Source organism: Microbacterium sp. CFSPD4_SD4 (assembly GCF_057364585.1).
On sequence record NZ_JBNFOC010000003.1, the window covers coordinates 83,518 to 99,971 of the forward strand.

Sequence of the window (16,454 nt, forward strand, 5' to 3'; positions counted from 1 at the left end):
CTCAGGCGCCCCGCGGGCGGTAGACCGTCTGCGGGTGCGTCGTCGCCACGAGAGCGCGGAGCTCCGAGAGCGCGGCCGGCGCCGCTCCCCGGGCCCGCGCCTGGACGAGGACGTTGCCGAGAGCGGTCGCCTCGACAGGACCGGCGAGGACGGGAAGCCCGGTGCGGTCCGCGGTCGCCTGACACAGCAGCCGGTTGAGAGACCCGCCGCCGACGAGGTGGACGACGTCGAGGGGCTGCCCGGAGAGCCGGCCCGCCGTCCCGACGGCGTCGGCGAACGCGGCCGCGATGCTCTCCACGACGAGCCGGACGAAGGCCGGGCGCGAGGTGGGGGCGGCGACGCCGCTCGCCCGCAGGCGATCGGCGATACGCGCCGGCATGTCGCCGGGGGCCGAGAGCGCGGGGTCGTTCGCAGCGAACACCGCCGACGGCGGCTCCGCGGCGGCGGCCTCGGCGAGCAGTCCCGACAGATCGATGGGTTCTCCGTCTTCGGCCTCCCAGGCCCGCACGGTCTCGCTGAGGAGCCACAGTCCGGTCACGTTGTGGAGGACGCGGAAGCGGTCGTCCACGCCGCGTTCGTTGGTGAAGTTGGCGTCCCGCGCCGCCGCCGTGAGGATCGGCTCGACCCGCTCGACCCCGACCAGTCCCCAGGTACCGCAGGAGATGTACGCGGCACGGGGCGACGTCATCGGGACGGCGACCACCGCCGAGGCGGTGTCGTGCGAGCCCACGGCGATCACCGGCAGATCCGCGCCGATGCGCTCCGCGACCTCGGGGCGCAGCCGACCGATGACCGTGCCGGGATCGACGAGGTCCGGCAGGAGAGAGGCATCGATGCCGAGGCGGGTCGCGAGCGCCTGATCCCAGGTGCCGGCCCTCACATCCAGCAGCCCCGTCGTCGAGGCGTTGGTCCGTTCGGCGACGCGGGCGCCGGTGAGGAGGAAGGCGAGGAGGTCCGGGATGAGGAGCGCGGTATCGGCGTCGTGCCGGAGCTCGTCCGCCCGGAGCTGGTAGAGCGTGTTGAACGGGAGGAACTGCAGGCCGTTGCGTGCGTGGAGGTCGTCGAACGGGACGAGGGAGTGCACCTCGTCCACCCCGCGGGCGGTGCGGTCGTCGCGGTAGTGGAACGGCTCCGCGAGCAGCTCGCCGGCGCGGAGGAGGCCGTAGTCGACCGCCCACGAGTCGATCCCGATCGACTCGATGCCCGGTTCCCGGCGGACCGCTTCGGCCAGGCCGTCGAGGACATGGTCGACGAGCGCGTCGAAGTCCCAGTGCAGACCGTCGGCGCGGGCGACCGGGCCGTTCGGGAAGCGGGAGACGGGCTCGAGCTCCAGGACGCCCGGCCCCACGCGGCCGATCATCACACGACCGCTCGTGGCGCCGAGATCCACCGCCGCGACCGCACGGACGTGCCGTGCGGTCGCGGGCGAGCGGTCGCCGGTCATCGCAGGAACGCCGCGGCGACGCCGGAATCGACGGGGATGTGCAGCCCGGTGGTCCGGCTCAGCTCCGGACCGGTCAGCACGAAGACGGCGTCCGCGACGTTCTCCGGCACGACCTCGCGCTTGAGGATGGTGCGGTTGGCGTAGAACTGGCCGAGGTCCTCTTCCTTGACGCCGTACGTGGCCGCCCGGTTCGCTCCCCACCCGGAGGCGAAGATGCCGGAACCGCGGACCACACCGTCGGGGTTGATGCCGTTGACCCGGATGCCGTGCTCGCCGAGTTCCACCGCGAGCAGTCGCACCTGGTGCGCCTGGTCGGCCTTCGTCGCCGAGTAGGCGATGTTGTTCGGACCCGCGAAGACGGAGTTCTTGGAGGAGATGTAGATGATGTCGCCGCCGAGCCCCTGATCGATGAGCACCCGGGCCGCCGCCTTCGAGACGAGGAACGAGCCCTTCGCCATCACATCGTGCTGGAGATCCCAGTCCTTCTCGGTCGTCTCCAGCAGCGGCTTCGACAGCGAGAGACCCGCGTTGTTCACGACGAGGTCGAGGCCGCCGAACGCGAGCACCGCCTCGTCGATCGCCGCCTGCACCGCGTCGGCGTCGGCGACATCGGCGGCCACCCCGATGGCGACGTCCTCGTTCCCGAGCTCGGCGGCCGCGGCTCTGGCCTTGCCGAGGTCGAGGTCGGCGACGACGACGCAGGCGCCCTCCGCGGCAAGGCGGGTCGCGATGGCCTTGCCGATCCCGCTCGCGGCACCGGTGACGAGGGCGATGCGGCCCTGGTGGGACTTCGGCTTCGGCATTCGCTGCAGCTTCGCCTCCTCCAGCGCCCAATACTCGATGCGGAACTTCTCCGCGTCGGAGATGGGGGCGTAGGTCGACAGGGCCTCGGCACCGCGCATGACGTTGATCGCGTTGACGTAGAACTCGCCGGCGACCCGTGCGGTCTGCTTGTTCGCCCCGTACGAGAACATCCCGACGCCGGGCACGAGGACGATGAGCGGATCCGCGCCTCGGATCGCGGGGGATTCGGCGGTCGCGTGGGCGTCGTAATAGGCCTGGTAGTCGGCGCGGTAGGCGGCGTGGAGCTCCCGCAGGCGTTCCGTCTGCTCCTCCAGGGTCGCGGTGGCGGGCAGGTCGAGGAGGAGCGGCTTGACCTTGGTGCGCAGGAAGTGGTCGGGGCAGCTCGTGCCGAGGGCGGCGAGGGCCGGAGCCTTCTCGGACGCCAGGAAGTCGAGGACCACGTCGCTGTCGGTGAAGTGGCCGACCATCGGCTTGTCCGTCGACGCGAGACCGCGGATGGTGCCGGCGAGGGCGGCCGCCCGTGCGCGGCGCTCCGGCTCCGGCAGGGCCTCGAAGCCCGATCGCGTGCCGCCGAACGGCGCGGGGGAGCCGTGCTCCGCGATGTAGGCGGCGGCGGTGTCGATCATCCACAGGGAGTTCGCCTCCGCCTCCTCCGAGGTGTCTCCCCACGCGGTGATGCCGTGGCCGCCGAGGATCGTGCCGATGGCCTGCGGGTTCTCCGCCTTGATCTGCGCGATGTCCAGTCCGAGCTGGAAGCCGGGGCGGCGCCACGGCACCCAGACGACCCGATCGCCGAAGATCGTCGTCGTGAGTGCCTCGCCGTCGGCCGCGGTGGCGATCGCGATGCCCGAGTCGGGGTGGAGGTGATCCACGTGCGGGGCGTCGACCAGGCCGTGCATCGCGGTGTCGATCGAGGGGGCGGCGCCGCCCTTGCCGTGCAGGCAGTAGTCGAAGGCGGCGACCATCTCGTCCTCCCGCTCGACCCCCGGATAGACGTCGACGAGCGCGCGCACGCGGTCGAGGCGGAGGACCGCGAGACCGGCCTCGGTCAGGGTGCCGAGGTCACCACCGGAGCCCTTCACCCAGAGGAGTTCGACCGGCTGCCCCGTCACCGGGTCGATCTCGGTGCCCTTGGCGGAGGTGTTGCCGCCCGCGTAGTTCGTGTTCTTCGGGTCGGCGCCCAGGCGGTTGCTCCGCGCGATCAGGTCGGCGGCGGTGGGGTTGGTCATGTGAGTCCTCGGTTCGTGAGTGAAGATGCCGGTCGACGCCGGAGAGTCAGGGGAGCTGCAGGATCCGAGTCGCGAACCGATCGATCGTCGCGGCGAAGGCGGATTCCTCGGGGCGGTTGAGGTGCCCGTGGGTGGTGCCCGGCTCGACGACGACGTCGACCTCCACGCCGGCGGTGGCGAGGGAGCCGGCGAACGCCTCGCCGGACATACGGAGTTCGTCGGTCTCGTCGTTGACCATGATGGTGGGCGGGAAAGAGGCGAGCGCCGTCGGCTCTGCGGTGCCGGGGACGGCATAGACGTCGGCCGTGTCGGGGTCGCTCCCGAGATAGTTCTCGTACATGCCCCGCACGAAGTCCGGGTGAACACGTCAGCGGAGGGATCTCCGTCGAGCAGGGCACGCAGCTCCGGGTCGGGAGCGGCCTGCACCGCCTGCAGGGTCGGGTAGGCGAGGACCGCGAGTGCGGGCACCACGCCGCCCTCGTGCGCGAGGCGGAGCGCCGCGCCGGTGGCGAGGTTGCCGCCTGCGCTGGCTCCGCCGATCGCCCAACCTCGCGAAGCGACGTCCGACGTGGCGGCCCAGCGGAACGCGGAGACCATCTCGTCGTGCGGGACGGGGTAGTGCACACCCCCGCGCTTCTCCGCGCCGAGGCGTGCGCTCCACTCGGCTGTCATCGGGGCGAGGGCGTAGTCCACGCTCACCACGGCGATCCCGTGGTCGACGAACGCCCGCGCGACGGCGTCGGCCTCCGCCATGTCGATGTCGCCGCCGGCGAATCCGCCGCCGTGAGCCCACACCAGGCCGTGGCCGCTCGGCGACTTCGGGGAGTAGACGCGCACACGCAGCGGCCCGTGCGGCCCGTCCAAGACGTGATCGTGGATGTCGCGCGCGCTCATACGCTCAGGCTCCCCAGCCCGCCTGCACGCCGCCCACGCGCTCCTCCACGATCCGCTGCCCGTACCCGGAGGCCGCGTACGCCGCCATCGGGTCGGCGGGCAGCCCGCGCTCCTCTCGCCACGCGGCCAGGGCCGGGCGGACGTCGGTGGAGAAGGCGTCCATGAAGACGGCGTTCGCGGTGAGCACGTCGCCGCTGCGCTGGGCAGTCGTCAGCGCATCCCGGTCGACGAGCAGCGCCCGCGCGGTCATCTCCTGCACGTTCAGGACGGAGCGGATCTGTCCGGGGATCTTGTCCTCGATGTTGTGGCACTGGTCCAGCATGAAGGCCACGTCGGGGTTGTTCAGCCCGCCGCCCCGGATCACCTCGAACAGGATCCTGAACAGCTGGAACGGGTCGGCCGCACCCACGATGAGGTCGTCGTCCGCATAGAAGCGGGAGTTGAAGTCGAACGAGCCGAGCTTGCCGAGGCGCAGCAGCTGCATCACGATGAACTCGATGTTGGTGCCCGGCGCGTGGTGACCGGTGTCGAGGCAGACCATCGCCTTGTCGCCGAGGGCGGTCACCTGCACGTAGGACGTCCCCCAGTCCGGGACGTCGGTGTGGTAGAACGCCGGCTCGAAGAACTTGTACTCGAGCACGAGGCGCTGGTGGTCGCCGAGACGCGCGTAGATCTGCTGCAACGAGTCGTGCAGGCGATCCTGCCGTCCGCGCAGGTCGGCCTGACCGGGGTAGTTCGACCCCTCCGCCAGCCAGATCTTCAGGTCGCGGCTGCCGGTGGCGTCCATGACGTCGATGCAGGCCAGGTGGTGGTCGATGGCCTTGCGGCGCACGGCCGCATCCTCGTGGGTGAGGGCGCCGAACTTGTAGTCGTCGTCCTGGAAGGTGTTGGAGTTGACGGTGCCGAGGGCGACGCCGTGGTCCTCGGCATGACGGCGCAGGTCGTCGAAGGAGTCAACCAGATCCCACGGGATGTGCAGCGCCACGGTGGGGGCGAGCCCGGTGTGGGCGTGGACCTGCGCGGCGTCGGCGATCTTCTCGTACGGGTCGCGGGGCGTGCCGGGAGTGCTGAACACCTTGAACCGGGTCCCGGAGTTGCCGAACGCCCAGCTGGGCAGCTCGATGCTCTGCTTCTCGAGCGCGGCGAGGATGTCGGGGGTGAGGATGCTCACGATGCACGGCCTTCGTTGTCGGTGGCGGGTGTGACGCTCTCGCCGGCGGCGGCGAGCTGGTCTTCGAGGTGGAACACCTCGGTGAGAGGGGTGGCGGCCTGATCGGGACGGCCGTCGAGGTCGAGGAAGAAGGGGGCCATCTCGGCCTCCCAGCGTGCGGCGACGGGGGAGGCGGCGAGGTACGCCTGCGCGGCCGCATCGTCATCGGTCTCGTAGTAGCCGAAGAGCACCCCACCGCTTCCGAGGAAGAGGCTGTAGTCGCGCCGTCCGGCGGCCGCGATCTCGCGGAGCATCTCCGGGCGCACCGGCGTGTGACGGGCGAGGTACTCGGGCAGCAGCTCGGGCTTCACCTGGAGCTGGAAGGCGACGCGGGTCATGCGATTCCTCTCGGGGGTCCGGCCGCGCCCGCGGGGAGCGCCGGCCGGAGGCGACTCAGAAGTCGAAGTCGCCGATGTTGTCGGCGTCGAACACGAACGGGTCGCCCAGCAGGACGACGCCGTCGGCGCCGACGGTGTACTCGCCGAGGTCGCCGGCCTCGAAGGTGTCGCCCTCTTCGCCGGTGATGTCGCCGGCGATCAGGGCCTGGGCGGCGTAAGCGGCCAGGTAGCCGAGGTCGGCCGGGTTCCACAGCGCGAAGGCGGTGACGGTGCCGTCCTCCACGTACTCGCGCATCTGGTTGGGCGTGCCGAGTCCGGTCAGCGCGACCTGGCCCTTGAAGTCGGACGTCGACAGGTAGCGCGCCGCGGCGGCGATGCCGACCGTGGTGGGCGAGACGATGCCCTTGAGGTCCGGGTGGGTCTGCAGCAGCGCGGCCGTCTTGTCGAACGACGTCTGGTCGTCGTCGTCGCCGTAGACCGTCTCGACGATCGTGATGTCGGGGTACTCGCTGGCGACGTACTCCTCCATCAGCTCGATCCAGGCGTTCTGGTTCGTGGCGTTGGCCGATGCGGAGAGGATGGCGATCTCCCCGGCGCCGCCGATCTGCTCGGCGATGAGGTCGATCTGCACCTTCGCGATGCCCTCGGAGTCGGCCTGGTTGATGAACAGGTCGCGGCAGTCGGTGTTGGTGTCGGAGTCGAAGGTGACGACCTTGACCCCGGCGTCCCTGGCCTCGTTCAAGGCGTCGCAGATGGCCTGCGGGTCGTTGGCCGAGACGACGAGGGCGCCGACACCCTGCTGCGTGGCCGTGTTGATGTAGCTGACCTGGGCGTCGGGCGTGGCCTCGGCAGGGCCGACCTCGGAGAACGTGCCGCCGAACTCCTCGACGGCCTTCTTGCCGCCCTCGCTTGATGTGTCGAAGTACGGGTTGCCGAGGTTCTTGGGCAGGAAGGTGATCGAGGCGTCCGCCCCGTCGCCGCCGCCGTCTCCGCCGCCGTCGGTGGAGCCGGCGCAGCCGGTCAGTGCGACCGCCGCCGCCACCGCGAGGGCGGCGAAAGCGGTGACACGCTTGCGTGCAAACGTCATTGTTCGTTCCTTTCGTCGGGAGATGCCGCGGATGCGGCGTCCATCGGTGCCTTCGTCGCTGTGGCGGCACCGGCGGGGGGTCTGCCCGGTCGGCGGCGTGCCTTCTGCAGCCAGGCCAGGAAGCTTGCGGCCACCACCGAGATCACGAGGAGCGTGCCGGTGATGATGTTGATGACGTCGGAGGTGACGTTCACCAGGCGGAGTGCACTCGCGAGCGCCCCGATGAGGAAGGCGGCGGCGATGACGCCGTAGATCTTGCCGCGACCGCCGAACACCGACACCCCGCCGAGCACGACGGCCGCGATGACCTGGAGCTCGAGGCCGGTGGCGTTGTCGCCGCGGGCGCTGCCGTAGCGGAGCGTGTAGAAGATGCCGGCGAACGCGGCGACCGCTCCGGACAGCACGAACAGGATGAGCTTCGTGCGCTCGACGTGCACACCGGAGAAGTGCGCCGCGTCCTTCGACAGCCCGATCGCGTACACCCCGCGGCCGAAGGGTGTGAAGTGCAGCAGGACCGCGAAGACCGCGACGAGCACGAGGAACGGGATCGTGATGACGGGTATCGGGGTGCCCGCGATCTTCGCCTTGGCGAGAGCCGTCCAGAACTCCGGGAAGTCGGTGACCGCGGCCGTGCCGAGCAGCCCGACGGCGAGGCCGCGGAAGAGGGCGAGCGTGCCGATCGTGACGGCGAGCGAGGGCAAGCCGACGACCGTCACGAGGAAGCCGTTGAACGCGCCGCCGACCACGCCCACGACGAGGGCGGCGAGGGCCGCGAGCTCGAACGGGATCCCTGACTGCACCAGAGCGCCGGTGACGACGCTGGACAGTCCGACCATGCTGCCCACCGAGAGGTCGATCTCGCCGGTGATCATGATGAGGGTCATCGGCAGGGCGATCAGGAGGATCGGCGCGATGTCGAGCAGCAGGTAGGTCAGCGTGATGGGCTGTCCGAACCCGCGGATGCTGGAGGCCGAGACGACCGCGACGAGCAGGAGCAGACCGACGATCGCGGCCTCGCGCGTGAGCAGGAGCCGGCGCCACAGGGGCTTGTCGTAGTCGCGGATGACGCGGGTGGTCGCGGTGGCGGTCGCGGTGGTCATGATTCGTCCCTCGCCTCGATGAGCCGCCGTCTCTGCCGCACCGCGAGCACGCGGTCGAGCACGATGGCGCCGATGATGAGCAGGCCGACGACGGCACGCTGCCAGAAGTCGGGGATGCCGAGGATCGGCAGAGCGCGGTTGATGGTCAGCAGCAGGACGGCGCCGATCGCGGCGCCCCACACCGAGCCGATGCCGCCGGTGATCGCGACGCCGCCGATGACGGCCGCGCCCACCGCGTCCAGCTCCCATCCCGCTCCCGCCTGGGAGTTGATGGTGCCGTACCGGGCCGCGTAGAAGACGCCGGCGAGTCCGGCGAGCGCTCCCGACAGGACGAACGCGGTGAGCACGCGGCGGGTGACGCGCAGGCCGTAGAGCTCGGCCGCCGCGGGGTCGGAGCCGATCGCGTAGAACTCCCGGCCGCCGCGGGTGTTCTTCATGTACCAGGCGGCGACGGCGAGCACGACGACCGCGACGATCGCGAGGATCGGGATGCCGAGGACCTGCCCCGTGCCGAGGGCGAGGAAGTCGCGCGGCATGTCGGAGGCGTTCACGCGGTCGCTGCCGGTCCACAGCACGTTGATGCCGCGGTAGGCGTAGAGGGTGCCGAGGGTGATCACCATCGCCGGCACCTTGGCGTACGCGACGAGCGCGCCGTTGATGAGGCCGAGCAGAGCGCCGAGCACCACGGCGGCGACCACGACCAGGACGGTCGGGATGCCGGGGATGTCGATGAAGAGCCGACCGGTCAGGTACGCGGTCAGACCCATCACGGAACCCACGGACAGGTCGACGTTGCGCGTGATGAGGACGATGGCCTGTCCCACGGCGACGAGCACGAGGATCGACGGCGTCAGCAGCAGGTCGCGCCAGCCGTCGGCGCTGAACAGGAACTTGGGATTGTTGAGGGTCGCGGCGGTCACCACGAGCACGAGGGCCAGGAGGATGCCGAACTCGCGGGCCCTGCCGAGACCGGAGATGCGCTTGGTGAGCGCGGAGACGGGGATGGCGGTGGTCACGAGCTGAGCTCCGATGCTTGCGTCGCGGCGAACATGACGTTCTCGGAGGTGGCCTCCGAGCGGGGGATCTCGGCCGTGATGCGACCCTCGCGCATCACGAGCACCCGGTCGGCCATGCCGAGCACCTCGGGCAGCTCGGACGAGATCATGAGGATGCCCATGCCCTGACCGGCGAGCTGGGACAGCAGGCGGTGCACCTCGGACTTGGTGCCGACGTCGATGCCGCGGGTCGGCTCGTCGATGAGCAGCACCTGCGGCTGCGTGGCGAGCCATTTCGCGAGGACGACCTTCTGCTGGTTGCCGCCGGAGAGCGTCGCGGCGACGGTGTCCAGGGCGTGGGTCTTCACCTCGAGCCGCGACGCCCACTCCCGGGCGGCGCGGTTCTCCATCGCTGTGGTGAGCAGGCCGAGGCGGGCGAGACGCCGACGGATCGCGAGGGTGATGTTCCCGCCGACGCCGGCTTCGATGACGAGGCCCTGCTTCCGGCGGTCCTCGGGGACGAGGGCGAGACCGGCGCGCATGGCGTCGACCGGACGGCGCGCGCGGATCCGGCGGCCCTTCATGCGCACGCTGCCCTCGCGGTACCCGTCCACGCCGAAGACCGCGCGCGCGACCTCGCTGCGCCCGGCGCCGACGAGGCCGGCGAGCCCGACGATCTCGCCCGCACGGACGGAGAACGAGATGTCGTGGAAGAGGCCGGGGCTCGTGAGCCCCTCGACCTCGAGCAGCGGCTCGCCGATCGTCGCCTCCTGCTTCGGGAACAGCTCGGACACCTCGCGGCCGACCATCTGGTGCACGAGTTCGTCGACCGTGGTGTCGGCGATGGCGGAGGTCGCGATGTACGCGCCGTCTCGCATGACCGTGACGGTGTCGCAGAGCGCGAACACCTCGTCGAACCGGTGCGAGATGAAGATGAGGCCGCGGCCCTCGTCGCGCAGGCTCCGGGCGATCGCGAACAGGCGCTCCACCTCCACGCCGGAGAGCGCCGCGGTGGGCTCGTCCATGATAAGCAGCGTGGCGTCGAGGGAGACCGCCTTGGCGATCTCGATGACCTGCTGGTCGGCGATCGACAGGCCTTCGGCGGGGCGGTCGGGGTCGATGGTGACGCCGAGGCGGGTGAAGAGCCGCTCGACCTCGTGGCGCATGGCCTTGCGGTCGATCCGCCCGAACCGCCCGGTCGGCTGGCGCCCCATGAAGATGTTCTCGGTGACGGAGAGATCGGGGAAGAGCGTCGGCTCCTGATAGATGACCGCGACGCCGGCCGCCTTCGACTGGGCGGTCGAGGTGAAGTCCACGTCTTCGCCGCGAAGCCGGAAGACCCCGCCGTCGCGCTGGTAGAGACCGGCGACGATCTTCACGAGCGTGGACTTGCCGGCCCCGTTCTCGCCGACGAGCGCGTGGATGGAGCCGGGGCGGACGGCGATGGTGCCGGAGCGCAGGGCGATCACCGACCCGAACGCCTTCTGGACGTCGGCGAGCTCGAGCACGGGCGCCGTCGTGGGTGAGGACATCATTTCTCTCTCCATTGAGGGAATGAATCGTTTCAAACCCTGATGGAGATGAGACTAGGGGCTGTGTTGACGCGTGTCAATACGGCATGAGAGTCTGAGGCGATCCCCGCGGATGAGTCGTTTCAGCGGCGGGAGCCGGAGGGAGGGCGCGATGGCCGTCAGTGTGCGGGAGGTCGCCGAGGACGCGGGTGTCTCCGTCGGGACCGTCTCGAACGTGCTCAACCGGCCGGAGAAGGTGGCCGCGGAGACCGTCGCGCGTGTGCAGGCGTCGATCGACCGCCTCGGGTTCGTGCGCAACGACGCGGCACGGCAGCTCCGTGCGGGGCGCAGTCGGACGATCGGCCTCGTCGTGCTCGACATCCGCAACCCCTTCTTCGCCGAGGTGATCCGCGGAGCCGAGGAGCGCGCCGACCAGCACGGACTCTCCGTCCTCGTCGCCAACAGCGACGAGAAGCAGGAGCGGGAGGCGATGCATCTCGATCTCTTCGAGGAGCAGCGGGTGACCGGCGTGCTCGTCACTCCCGTGGCGGAATCCCTGCCGCGGCTGGTGCGGATGCATGAGCGCGGGACGCACGCCGTGCTCGTCGACCGGGAATCGCAGGACGAGCGGTTCGCCTCCGTCGCCGTCGACGATGTCGAGGGCGGACGCATCGCGACCGAGCACCTGCTGGCGGTCGGTCGTCGCCGGATCGCCTTCGTCGGCGGCCCGGTCGCGCTGCGCCAGGTCTCCGACCGCCTGAGCGGTGCGCAGGCCGCGGCGGCTGCGGCGGGGATCGGGCTGGAGTTCATCCCGACCTCCGCGCTCACCGTCGAGGAGGGACGCCGGGCCGGTGCGCAGATCCTCGACCGCGCCCCCGGGGACCGGCCGGACGCGGTCTTCGCGGCGAACGACCTCCTGGCACTGGGCCTCCTGCAGAGCCTGGTGATGACCGGCGATGCCCGGGTCCCCGAGGACATCGCGCTCGTGGGCTACGACGACATCGACTTCGCGGCGGCCGCCGTGATCCCGCTCAGCTCGGTGCGGCAGCCGGCCGCTCTCATCGGCTCGACCGCCGTCGACCTGCTGCTGCGAGGCCAGGACGAGGTGGCGCCGGCGCCGGAGCACGTGCTGTTCCGGCCGGAGCTCGTCGCCCGCCGCTCGACGACCGGGGAGTGACCGTCAGGCCGGCGTCGATGTGGTGCGTTGGGCGCTCGCACCCCGCATGATGCGGGCGACGGCGGTGATGAGGAAGAGCTGCCCGGTGATCCCCTCGGCGACGGCCACCGCCTGCACGCCCGGTCCGACGGGGACGAGGTTCCCGTAGCCCGTCGTGGTCAGTGCCGTGAACGAGAAGAAGAGCTGATTGCCGAGCGAGTCGTTCGCCGCATCTCCGAACAGCGGCGTCGGCAGCAGCAGCGACAGCAGGTTGTAGACGAAGGCGAAGAACATGCCGACGAGGATGTACGCGGTCACCGCGGCCAGGAGCGCCTCGACGTCGAGGCCTCGGCGGGTGACCTGGTGCGCGATGATGGCCCACGGCGCCACGAGCAGCGCGAGCATGGAGGCGGCGGACAGGGCGACCGCGAGGGCGGGACTGTCCGTGGCGAAGAATGCCGCGAGGAGGGCAGCCAGCCCCGCGGCCGAGAGCACGACCCACGACACCCGCTGCACGAGGGCGTGCGCCCTGGTCACGCGGAACACGATCGCGACCGTGACCAGCATCGCGAGGAACGCCCAGGGGCTGGGGACCGTGCCGGGCTGGGCCGCGCACAGTCCGTACGACACGACGAGGAGGGCGAGCACCGCGGCATAGCCCAGGGCGCCGCGCCTCGGGTCGGCCGGGGCAGCGAACCCCGCGCGGACGTGCGCTCCCGATGGCTCGGACATGGCGTCTCCTCTCGCGTCCGCGGGGGCCGGACCCTCGCAACGTGCGGCCAGTATCGCAGGGCATGCGGCCGGCTCCCGGGAGCATCCGAGACCGGCGGTTCGTGACCACGCGCCGGACCCGTTATGATGGTGGGGTGCATCCGTGCTCTCGAGCCGGATGTCTGGAGACGTCGCATAGTCCGGCCTAGTGCACCACCCTGCTAAGGTGGAGTCCCCTTACGGGGACCAGGGGTTCAAATCCCCTCGTCTCCGCCAAATTTTTCCTGGTCAGATCCGGTTTTCTTCCGGGAAGCCGCCGGAACCACCGTTACCGAGATAGCCCCGACCCTCGTTGCTGGACAGCGGAGCTTCAGCGAGCATTGCGGTCTGCCATCAGGTGCGCGACGACCGGCGCGAGTGCGACGCCCAGGGCGTGGTGCTGGTCGGCGTCGAGATGCACGCCGTCGTGCTTGCTGCTGGTGGTGATCGTGTTCGAGTCGAAAAAGACGCAGCCGGTGTCTTCGCTGACCTGTCGAATTGCCTGCGCGAGACCCTGTGCGGCGATATCCCCGCCCGCGAACTTCGGGCCGATCGGTCCTCGAGGGTTCTCCAGCTGCGGGGGCGCGATGACGAGAATCGGCGGGGTAGGCATCCCGGGCTCGATCGGTGCTGTCCTGATCTCGTTGATGAGCGCTGCGATGCCCATCGCGGAGTGCCAGGGTTTGTGCTGGTGCATGGATTGGAAGTCGTTGGTGCCGAGTAGGAGAATCACGAGGTCGAGCGGTGATTGCGCTTCTATGACCTGTTGGATGCCGCTGAGGGCGTTCCGCTCCGGTTTGTATGGGTCGTCGAAGGCGGTGCGGCGCCCGTTAAGACAGTCCTCCGTGAGCCGGATGTGACCGTCCCATCCCGCGTTGAGCGCGGCGTGCAGAACTCCGGGCCAGCGCTCTTCGAAAGGAAGTCGCTGCCGAGTCGTCAGGACTATGCCCCAGTCAGCGAGTCCGAGTACACAAGGATGTGCTTCGTCGTTGGCATCTTGGCTCCTTTGCGTTGCCGTCGTTTCTTTTTGCGTTCACGGGTCTGGAAGGAGGATCGTGGCGAGGTTGACGCGTTGCTGACCGTCCTCCCGTTCCGTCAGGTAAGGAGTGAGTAGCTCAGCGAGGCCTGCCTGAATCGTGGCGAGATCCTCCCTGCTCACGTACAAGGGCGTTCGGGCGAATCCGACCAGCTCACGGGCTTCGGGAGAATCCGCGCTGAGGAAGCGATCGAAGTCACCCGTGACGTCTCCCAGGAAAGCCAGGAAGGCAGTGCTCAGCTGCGCGCTGCTCATCGCAGAAAGCTCAGCGTGGTCAATGGCTGCCATCCGGTCGCCCAGCGCCAAGGTTCGCTCGATCGCACCACGAGATCTGCGCTCGTCGACCACTGCGACAACCTCGGCATCGAGGAGGGCAGCCACATGTCGGTAGAGCGTGGCCTGCGGGATATCCGGGAGCGCCTCGCGCAACTGCGCCGTCGTGCGGTTGCGGCCACCCAGCTGCTGGACGATCCGCAATCGCACCGGGTGCAGTACGACCTTTGCCAGAGCAGTCCCGTCGGGCACGTTGACTCCTCACTGTTATCACGATGATAATGTTCTCAGTACGATTCCACTCTAGCGATCGAGGAGAGAACGATGACGAACATCACATACGACCGAGCCGGAGTGCACGTGCAGTTTCCCGGTTGGGAGTCGACGATGACGGGCTTGCCGAAGCTGTTGATTCCGAGGTCGGCGATCCGTGGTGTCGCGAGCGAACAGGGATGGACTTCCGAGATCCTCGGGATGAAGTCCGGTCTCGTCATCTCCGGCTACCGCAAACTGGGCACGTTTAGGCACCCTTCCGGGGTGCGGCGCCTGGTCTCAATGAAGCGCGGGCACCCGCTGCTGCGGATCGCCGTCGACCGGGCCGCCGTCGGGTTCGACGAGATCCTCCTGAGCACCGATGCTGCAGCGTCGATCGCGGCAGACCTCCGATCGGATGTGCACTCTTGAACGCTGCGATCGAGGTAGAGGCGCTCTCCAAGCGGTTCGGAAACGTCGTTGCACTCGAAGATGTGAACGTGAAAGTCGAGTATGGGCGCATCGTCGGGTTTCTCGGGCCCAATGGGGCAGGGAAATCGACGCTGATGCGCGCGCTACTCGGCCTGATCCGCTCAGACAGCGGTGAGACGCTCATCGCCGGCCTGCCCTACGCCCACCTGTCTGCGCCCGCAAGTACCGTGGGCGCGGTCCTGGACGTCGCGTCAGCGCATCCACGCATGACAGCACGCGCTCACCTTCACACCTACGCGGCACTCGGAGGAATGGACCGGTCGCGGGTGGACACCGTGCTATCCCTCGTGGGGGCGCAGTCGTACGCCGATCGTCGAATCGGCGCCTTCTCCACCGGGATGCGGCAGCGCCTCGCGCTGGCCACCGCGATGCTCGGCGACCCGGACATCCTCGTGCTCGATGAGCCGTCGAACGGTCTGGACCCAAGCGGAATCGCGTGGCTCCGCACATTCCTGCGCGGGTTCGCCGATGCTGGCGGCGCCGTACTGCTCTCCAGCCATGTGCTTCATGAGATCGAGCACGCGATCGACGACGTCATCCTCATCGACCAGGGCCGCACCGTCTGGACGGGCGCGCTCGAACGACTCGTGGCGCAAGATGCTCCTCTCGAGGAAGCATTCCTGCACCTCACGCAGAAAGGACCTCTCTCATGAATGCCGTCTACGGAGAGGTCGTGCGACTGCGCGCCACCGGAGTAGCACTGTGGTCGGCAGTGGTTGCGCTCGCGTGTGGTGGCGGATTGACGCTTCTCCTTGCGCTCACCGGACCGCAGAACGCCCAGCCTCCCATGCCGGACATCGACACCCCCGAAGGCGTTGGATTCGTGCTCGGCATCGGGACCGTGCTTCTGTTCATCCCCGCGCTGGTCGGGACCATCGCGATCACAAGCGAGTATCGACACCGCACGATCGGCACGACGCTCCTCGTCGTTCCTCGACGGGGTCGAGTACTAACAGCCAAGCTCGCCGTGTACACAGTGCTGGGCATCGTCTACGGAATGATCGCATCTCTGTCGGCATTGCTCGCCCTGATCGTCGCAGCATGGGTGCGCGGTGTACCGCTGGGCGTCGATGCGGTGGATCTGGCGCCGGCCCTCATACAGCTCACCCTCGCCGCTGCGGCCTACATGCTGCTCGGAGTAGGTATCGGCGCGTTGGCGCGTTCACCCTTCGTCGCGATCGGCGTCGTGCTCGGCTACTTCCTGTTCGTCGAGTACATCCTGATGCTGGTTCCCGGCGTCAACGCGATTTACCCGTTCCTGCCGGGCGGCGCGACGGCATCGCTGACGAGTTTTGACTTCCTCACCGGCGCGATCGCGAGCCAGACAGCGCTGACGCCTGCGACGATGGTCTCACCTGTGCTCGGCGCTGCGATTCTCGTGGCATACGCGGTCATCGCGGCGATTCTCGCCGTCTTCGTTCCCCTTCGGCGAGACCTGAGGTGACCGGATCCAGGGTCTCGCCGAACGAAAGCCTCTATGTCTGCACATACGCGCTCGCGTAGTCCTCGCTCGGGGCCACGGGCTGGATGATGTCGAGCAGGACGCCGTCGGGGGCGGCAACGATGAAGTGCCGCTGACCGAAGTCCTCATCGCGAAGCGGTAACACCACGTTCGCCTCTGTCTTGCCGGCCAGCTGCGTGTGGACGGCATCGACGTCGCTGACTTCGAGGTTGACGATCACTCCTCGGGGAAGCTCACGGTATCCGTCCGGCACCGTGGGGTGATCGTGAGCCAAGATCGCCAGCTCGAACTCCCCTAAGCGCAAGCTGACATACCAGTCGGATTCAAAGGTCGTCTCAAAACCGATGAAGTCGCGGTAGAAGGACGCCGCGGCGTCGACATCGCGAGACATGAGCACGGGATAGAGGCTGGTGACGGACAT

Annotated in this window: 16 protein-coding genes, 1 tRNA gene and 1 pseudogene; 5 read left to right on the forward strand and 13 right to left on the reverse strand. The window is 69.1% G+C overall.

Annotated features, from left to right (window positions below):
* Position 1 precedes the first annotated feature (1 nt).
* The 9 genes and pseudogenes from AC2W7E_RS06675 to AC2W7E_RS06715 all read right to left on the reverse strand — a co-directional run bounded on the left by AC2W7E_RS06675 (position 2) and on the right by AC2W7E_RS06715 (position 10,636).
* Entirely contained in the window at positions 2 to 1,444 is a 1,443-nt protein-coding gene (locus tag AC2W7E_RS06675) for a rhamnulokinase (RefSeq protein ID WP_485988790.1), read from the reverse strand.
* Positions 1,441 to 3,477, reverse strand: coding sequence for a bifunctional aldolase/short-chain dehydrogenase (locus AC2W7E_RS06680; protein ID WP_338565398.1), 2,037 nt, complete (start codon positions 3,475 to 3,477; stop codon positions 1,441 to 1,443). The genes AC2W7E_RS06675 and AC2W7E_RS06680 overlap by 4 nt, the downstream gene beginning before the upstream one ends.
* Before the next feature lie 46 nt (positions 3,478 to 3,523).
* A pseudogene (locus AC2W7E_RS06685) lies at positions 3,524 to 4,371 on the reverse strand (alpha/beta hydrolase fold domain-containing protein).
* 4 nt (positions 4,372 to 4,375) lie between these two features.
* Positions 4,376 to 5,542 (reverse strand): L-rhamnose isomerase, encoded by a 1,167-nt coding sequence (gene rhaI / locus AC2W7E_RS06690; protein WP_303708520.1) that lies wholly within the window; start codon positions 5,540 to 5,542, stop codon positions 4,376 to 4,378.
* Complete coding sequence (locus AC2W7E_RS06695) at positions 5,539 to 5,919, reverse strand: L-rhamnose mutarotase (protein WP_085603978.1); 381 nt, start codon at positions 5,917 to 5,919, stop codon at positions 5,539 to 5,541. Before AC2W7E_RS06695 ends, rhaI begins: the two co-directional genes overlap by 4 nt.
* A 55-nt stretch (positions 5,920 to 5,974) precedes the next feature.
* On the reverse strand, positions 5,975 to 7,006 hold the full coding sequence (gene rhaS, locus AC2W7E_RS06700; RefSeq protein WP_025104566.1) for a rhamnose ABC transporter substrate-binding protein: 1,032 nt from the start codon (positions 7,004 to 7,006) through the stop codon (positions 5,975 to 5,977).
* Entirely contained in the window at positions 7,003 to 8,106 is a 1,104-nt protein-coding gene (locus AC2W7E_RS06705) for an ABC transporter permease (protein WP_249521761.1), read from the reverse strand. The genes rhaS and AC2W7E_RS06705 overlap by 4 nt, the downstream gene beginning before the upstream one ends.
* The gene (locus AC2W7E_RS06710; RefSeq protein ID WP_249521760.1) at positions 8,103 to 9,122 is read right to left on the reverse strand and encodes an ABC transporter permease; all 1,020 of its coding nucleotides are present in this window, start codon (positions 9,120 to 9,122) and stop codon (positions 8,103 to 8,105) included. Before AC2W7E_RS06710 ends, AC2W7E_RS06705 begins: the two co-directional genes overlap by 4 nt.
* Positions 9,119 to 10,636: a sugar ABC transporter ATP-binding protein gene (locus AC2W7E_RS06715; RefSeq protein WP_485988791.1), complete on the reverse strand. Its 1,518-nt coding sequence runs from the start codon at positions 10,634 to 10,636 to the stop codon at positions 9,119 to 9,121. Before AC2W7E_RS06715 ends, AC2W7E_RS06710 begins: the two co-directional genes overlap by 4 nt.
* A gap of 148 nt (positions 10,637 to 10,784) precedes the next feature.
* Between AC2W7E_RS06715 and AC2W7E_RS06720 the strand changes: the two genes are divergently transcribed.
* Positions 10,785 to 11,789 carry a LacI family DNA-binding transcriptional regulator gene (locus tag AC2W7E_RS06720; RefSeq protein ID WP_025104562.1) on the forward strand — a complete coding sequence of 335 codons (1,005 nt, stop codon included), beginning with the start codon at positions 10,785 to 10,787 and terminating at the stop codon, positions 11,787 to 11,789.
* 3 nt (positions 11,790 to 11,792) lie between these two features.
* On the opposite strand, the gene AC2W7E_RS06725 is transcribed toward AC2W7E_RS06720, so the two are convergent.
* Positions 11,793 to 12,500: a potassium channel family protein gene (locus AC2W7E_RS06725; protein ID WP_366216542.1), complete on the reverse strand. Its 708-nt coding sequence runs from the start codon at positions 12,498 to 12,500 to the stop codon at positions 11,793 to 11,795.
* Between the two features lie 163 nt (positions 12,501 to 12,663).
* On the opposite strand from AC2W7E_RS06725, the gene AC2W7E_RS06730 reads away from it, so the two are divergent.
* A tRNA-Ser gene (locus AC2W7E_RS06730) sits at positions 12,664 to 12,755 on the forward strand.
* Between the two features lie 94 nt (positions 12,756 to 12,849).
* On the opposite strand, the gene AC2W7E_RS06735 is transcribed toward AC2W7E_RS06730, so the two are convergent.
* Together AC2W7E_RS06735 and AC2W7E_RS06740 are read right to left on the reverse strand one after the other, a co-directional pair.
* Positions 12,850 to 13,464: an SGNH/GDSL hydrolase family protein gene (locus tag AC2W7E_RS06735; RefSeq protein ID WP_485988870.1), complete on the reverse strand. Its 615-nt coding sequence runs from the start codon at positions 13,462 to 13,464 to the stop codon at positions 12,850 to 12,852.
* 87 nt (positions 13,465 to 13,551) lie between these two features.
* Positions 13,552 to 14,079 (reverse strand): helix-turn-helix domain-containing protein, encoded by a 528-nt coding sequence (locus AC2W7E_RS06740; protein WP_126893490.1) that lies wholly within the window; start codon positions 14,077 to 14,079, stop codon positions 13,552 to 13,554.
* A 72-nt stretch (positions 14,080 to 14,151) separates the two neighbouring features.
* Between AC2W7E_RS06740 and AC2W7E_RS06745 the strand changes: the two genes are divergently transcribed.
* From AC2W7E_RS06745 to AC2W7E_RS06755, 3 genes are read left to right on the forward strand one after another with little or no spacing between them, the layout of a single operon-like run.
* Positions 14,152 to 14,511: a hypothetical protein gene (locus tag AC2W7E_RS06745; RefSeq protein WP_126893489.1), complete on the forward strand. Its 360-nt coding sequence runs from the start codon at positions 14,152 to 14,154 to the stop codon at positions 14,509 to 14,511.
* Entirely contained in the window at positions 14,508 to 15,224 is a 717-nt protein-coding gene (locus tag AC2W7E_RS06750; RefSeq protein ID WP_485988792.1) for an ABC transporter ATP-binding protein, read from the forward strand. The genes AC2W7E_RS06745 and AC2W7E_RS06750 overlap by 4 nt, the downstream gene beginning before the upstream one ends.
* Entirely contained in the window at positions 15,221 to 16,015 is a 795-nt protein-coding gene (locus AC2W7E_RS06755; RefSeq protein WP_126893487.1) for an ABC transporter permease, read from the forward strand. Before AC2W7E_RS06750 ends, AC2W7E_RS06755 begins: the two co-directional genes overlap by 4 nt.
* 31 nt (positions 16,016 to 16,046) lie before the next feature.
* On the opposite strand, the gene AC2W7E_RS06760 is transcribed toward AC2W7E_RS06755, so the two are convergent.
* The gene (locus tag AC2W7E_RS06760; RefSeq protein WP_126893486.1) at positions 16,047 to 16,454 is read right to left on the reverse strand and encodes a VOC family protein; all 408 of its coding nucleotides are present in this window, start codon (positions 16,452 to 16,454) and stop codon (positions 16,047 to 16,049) included.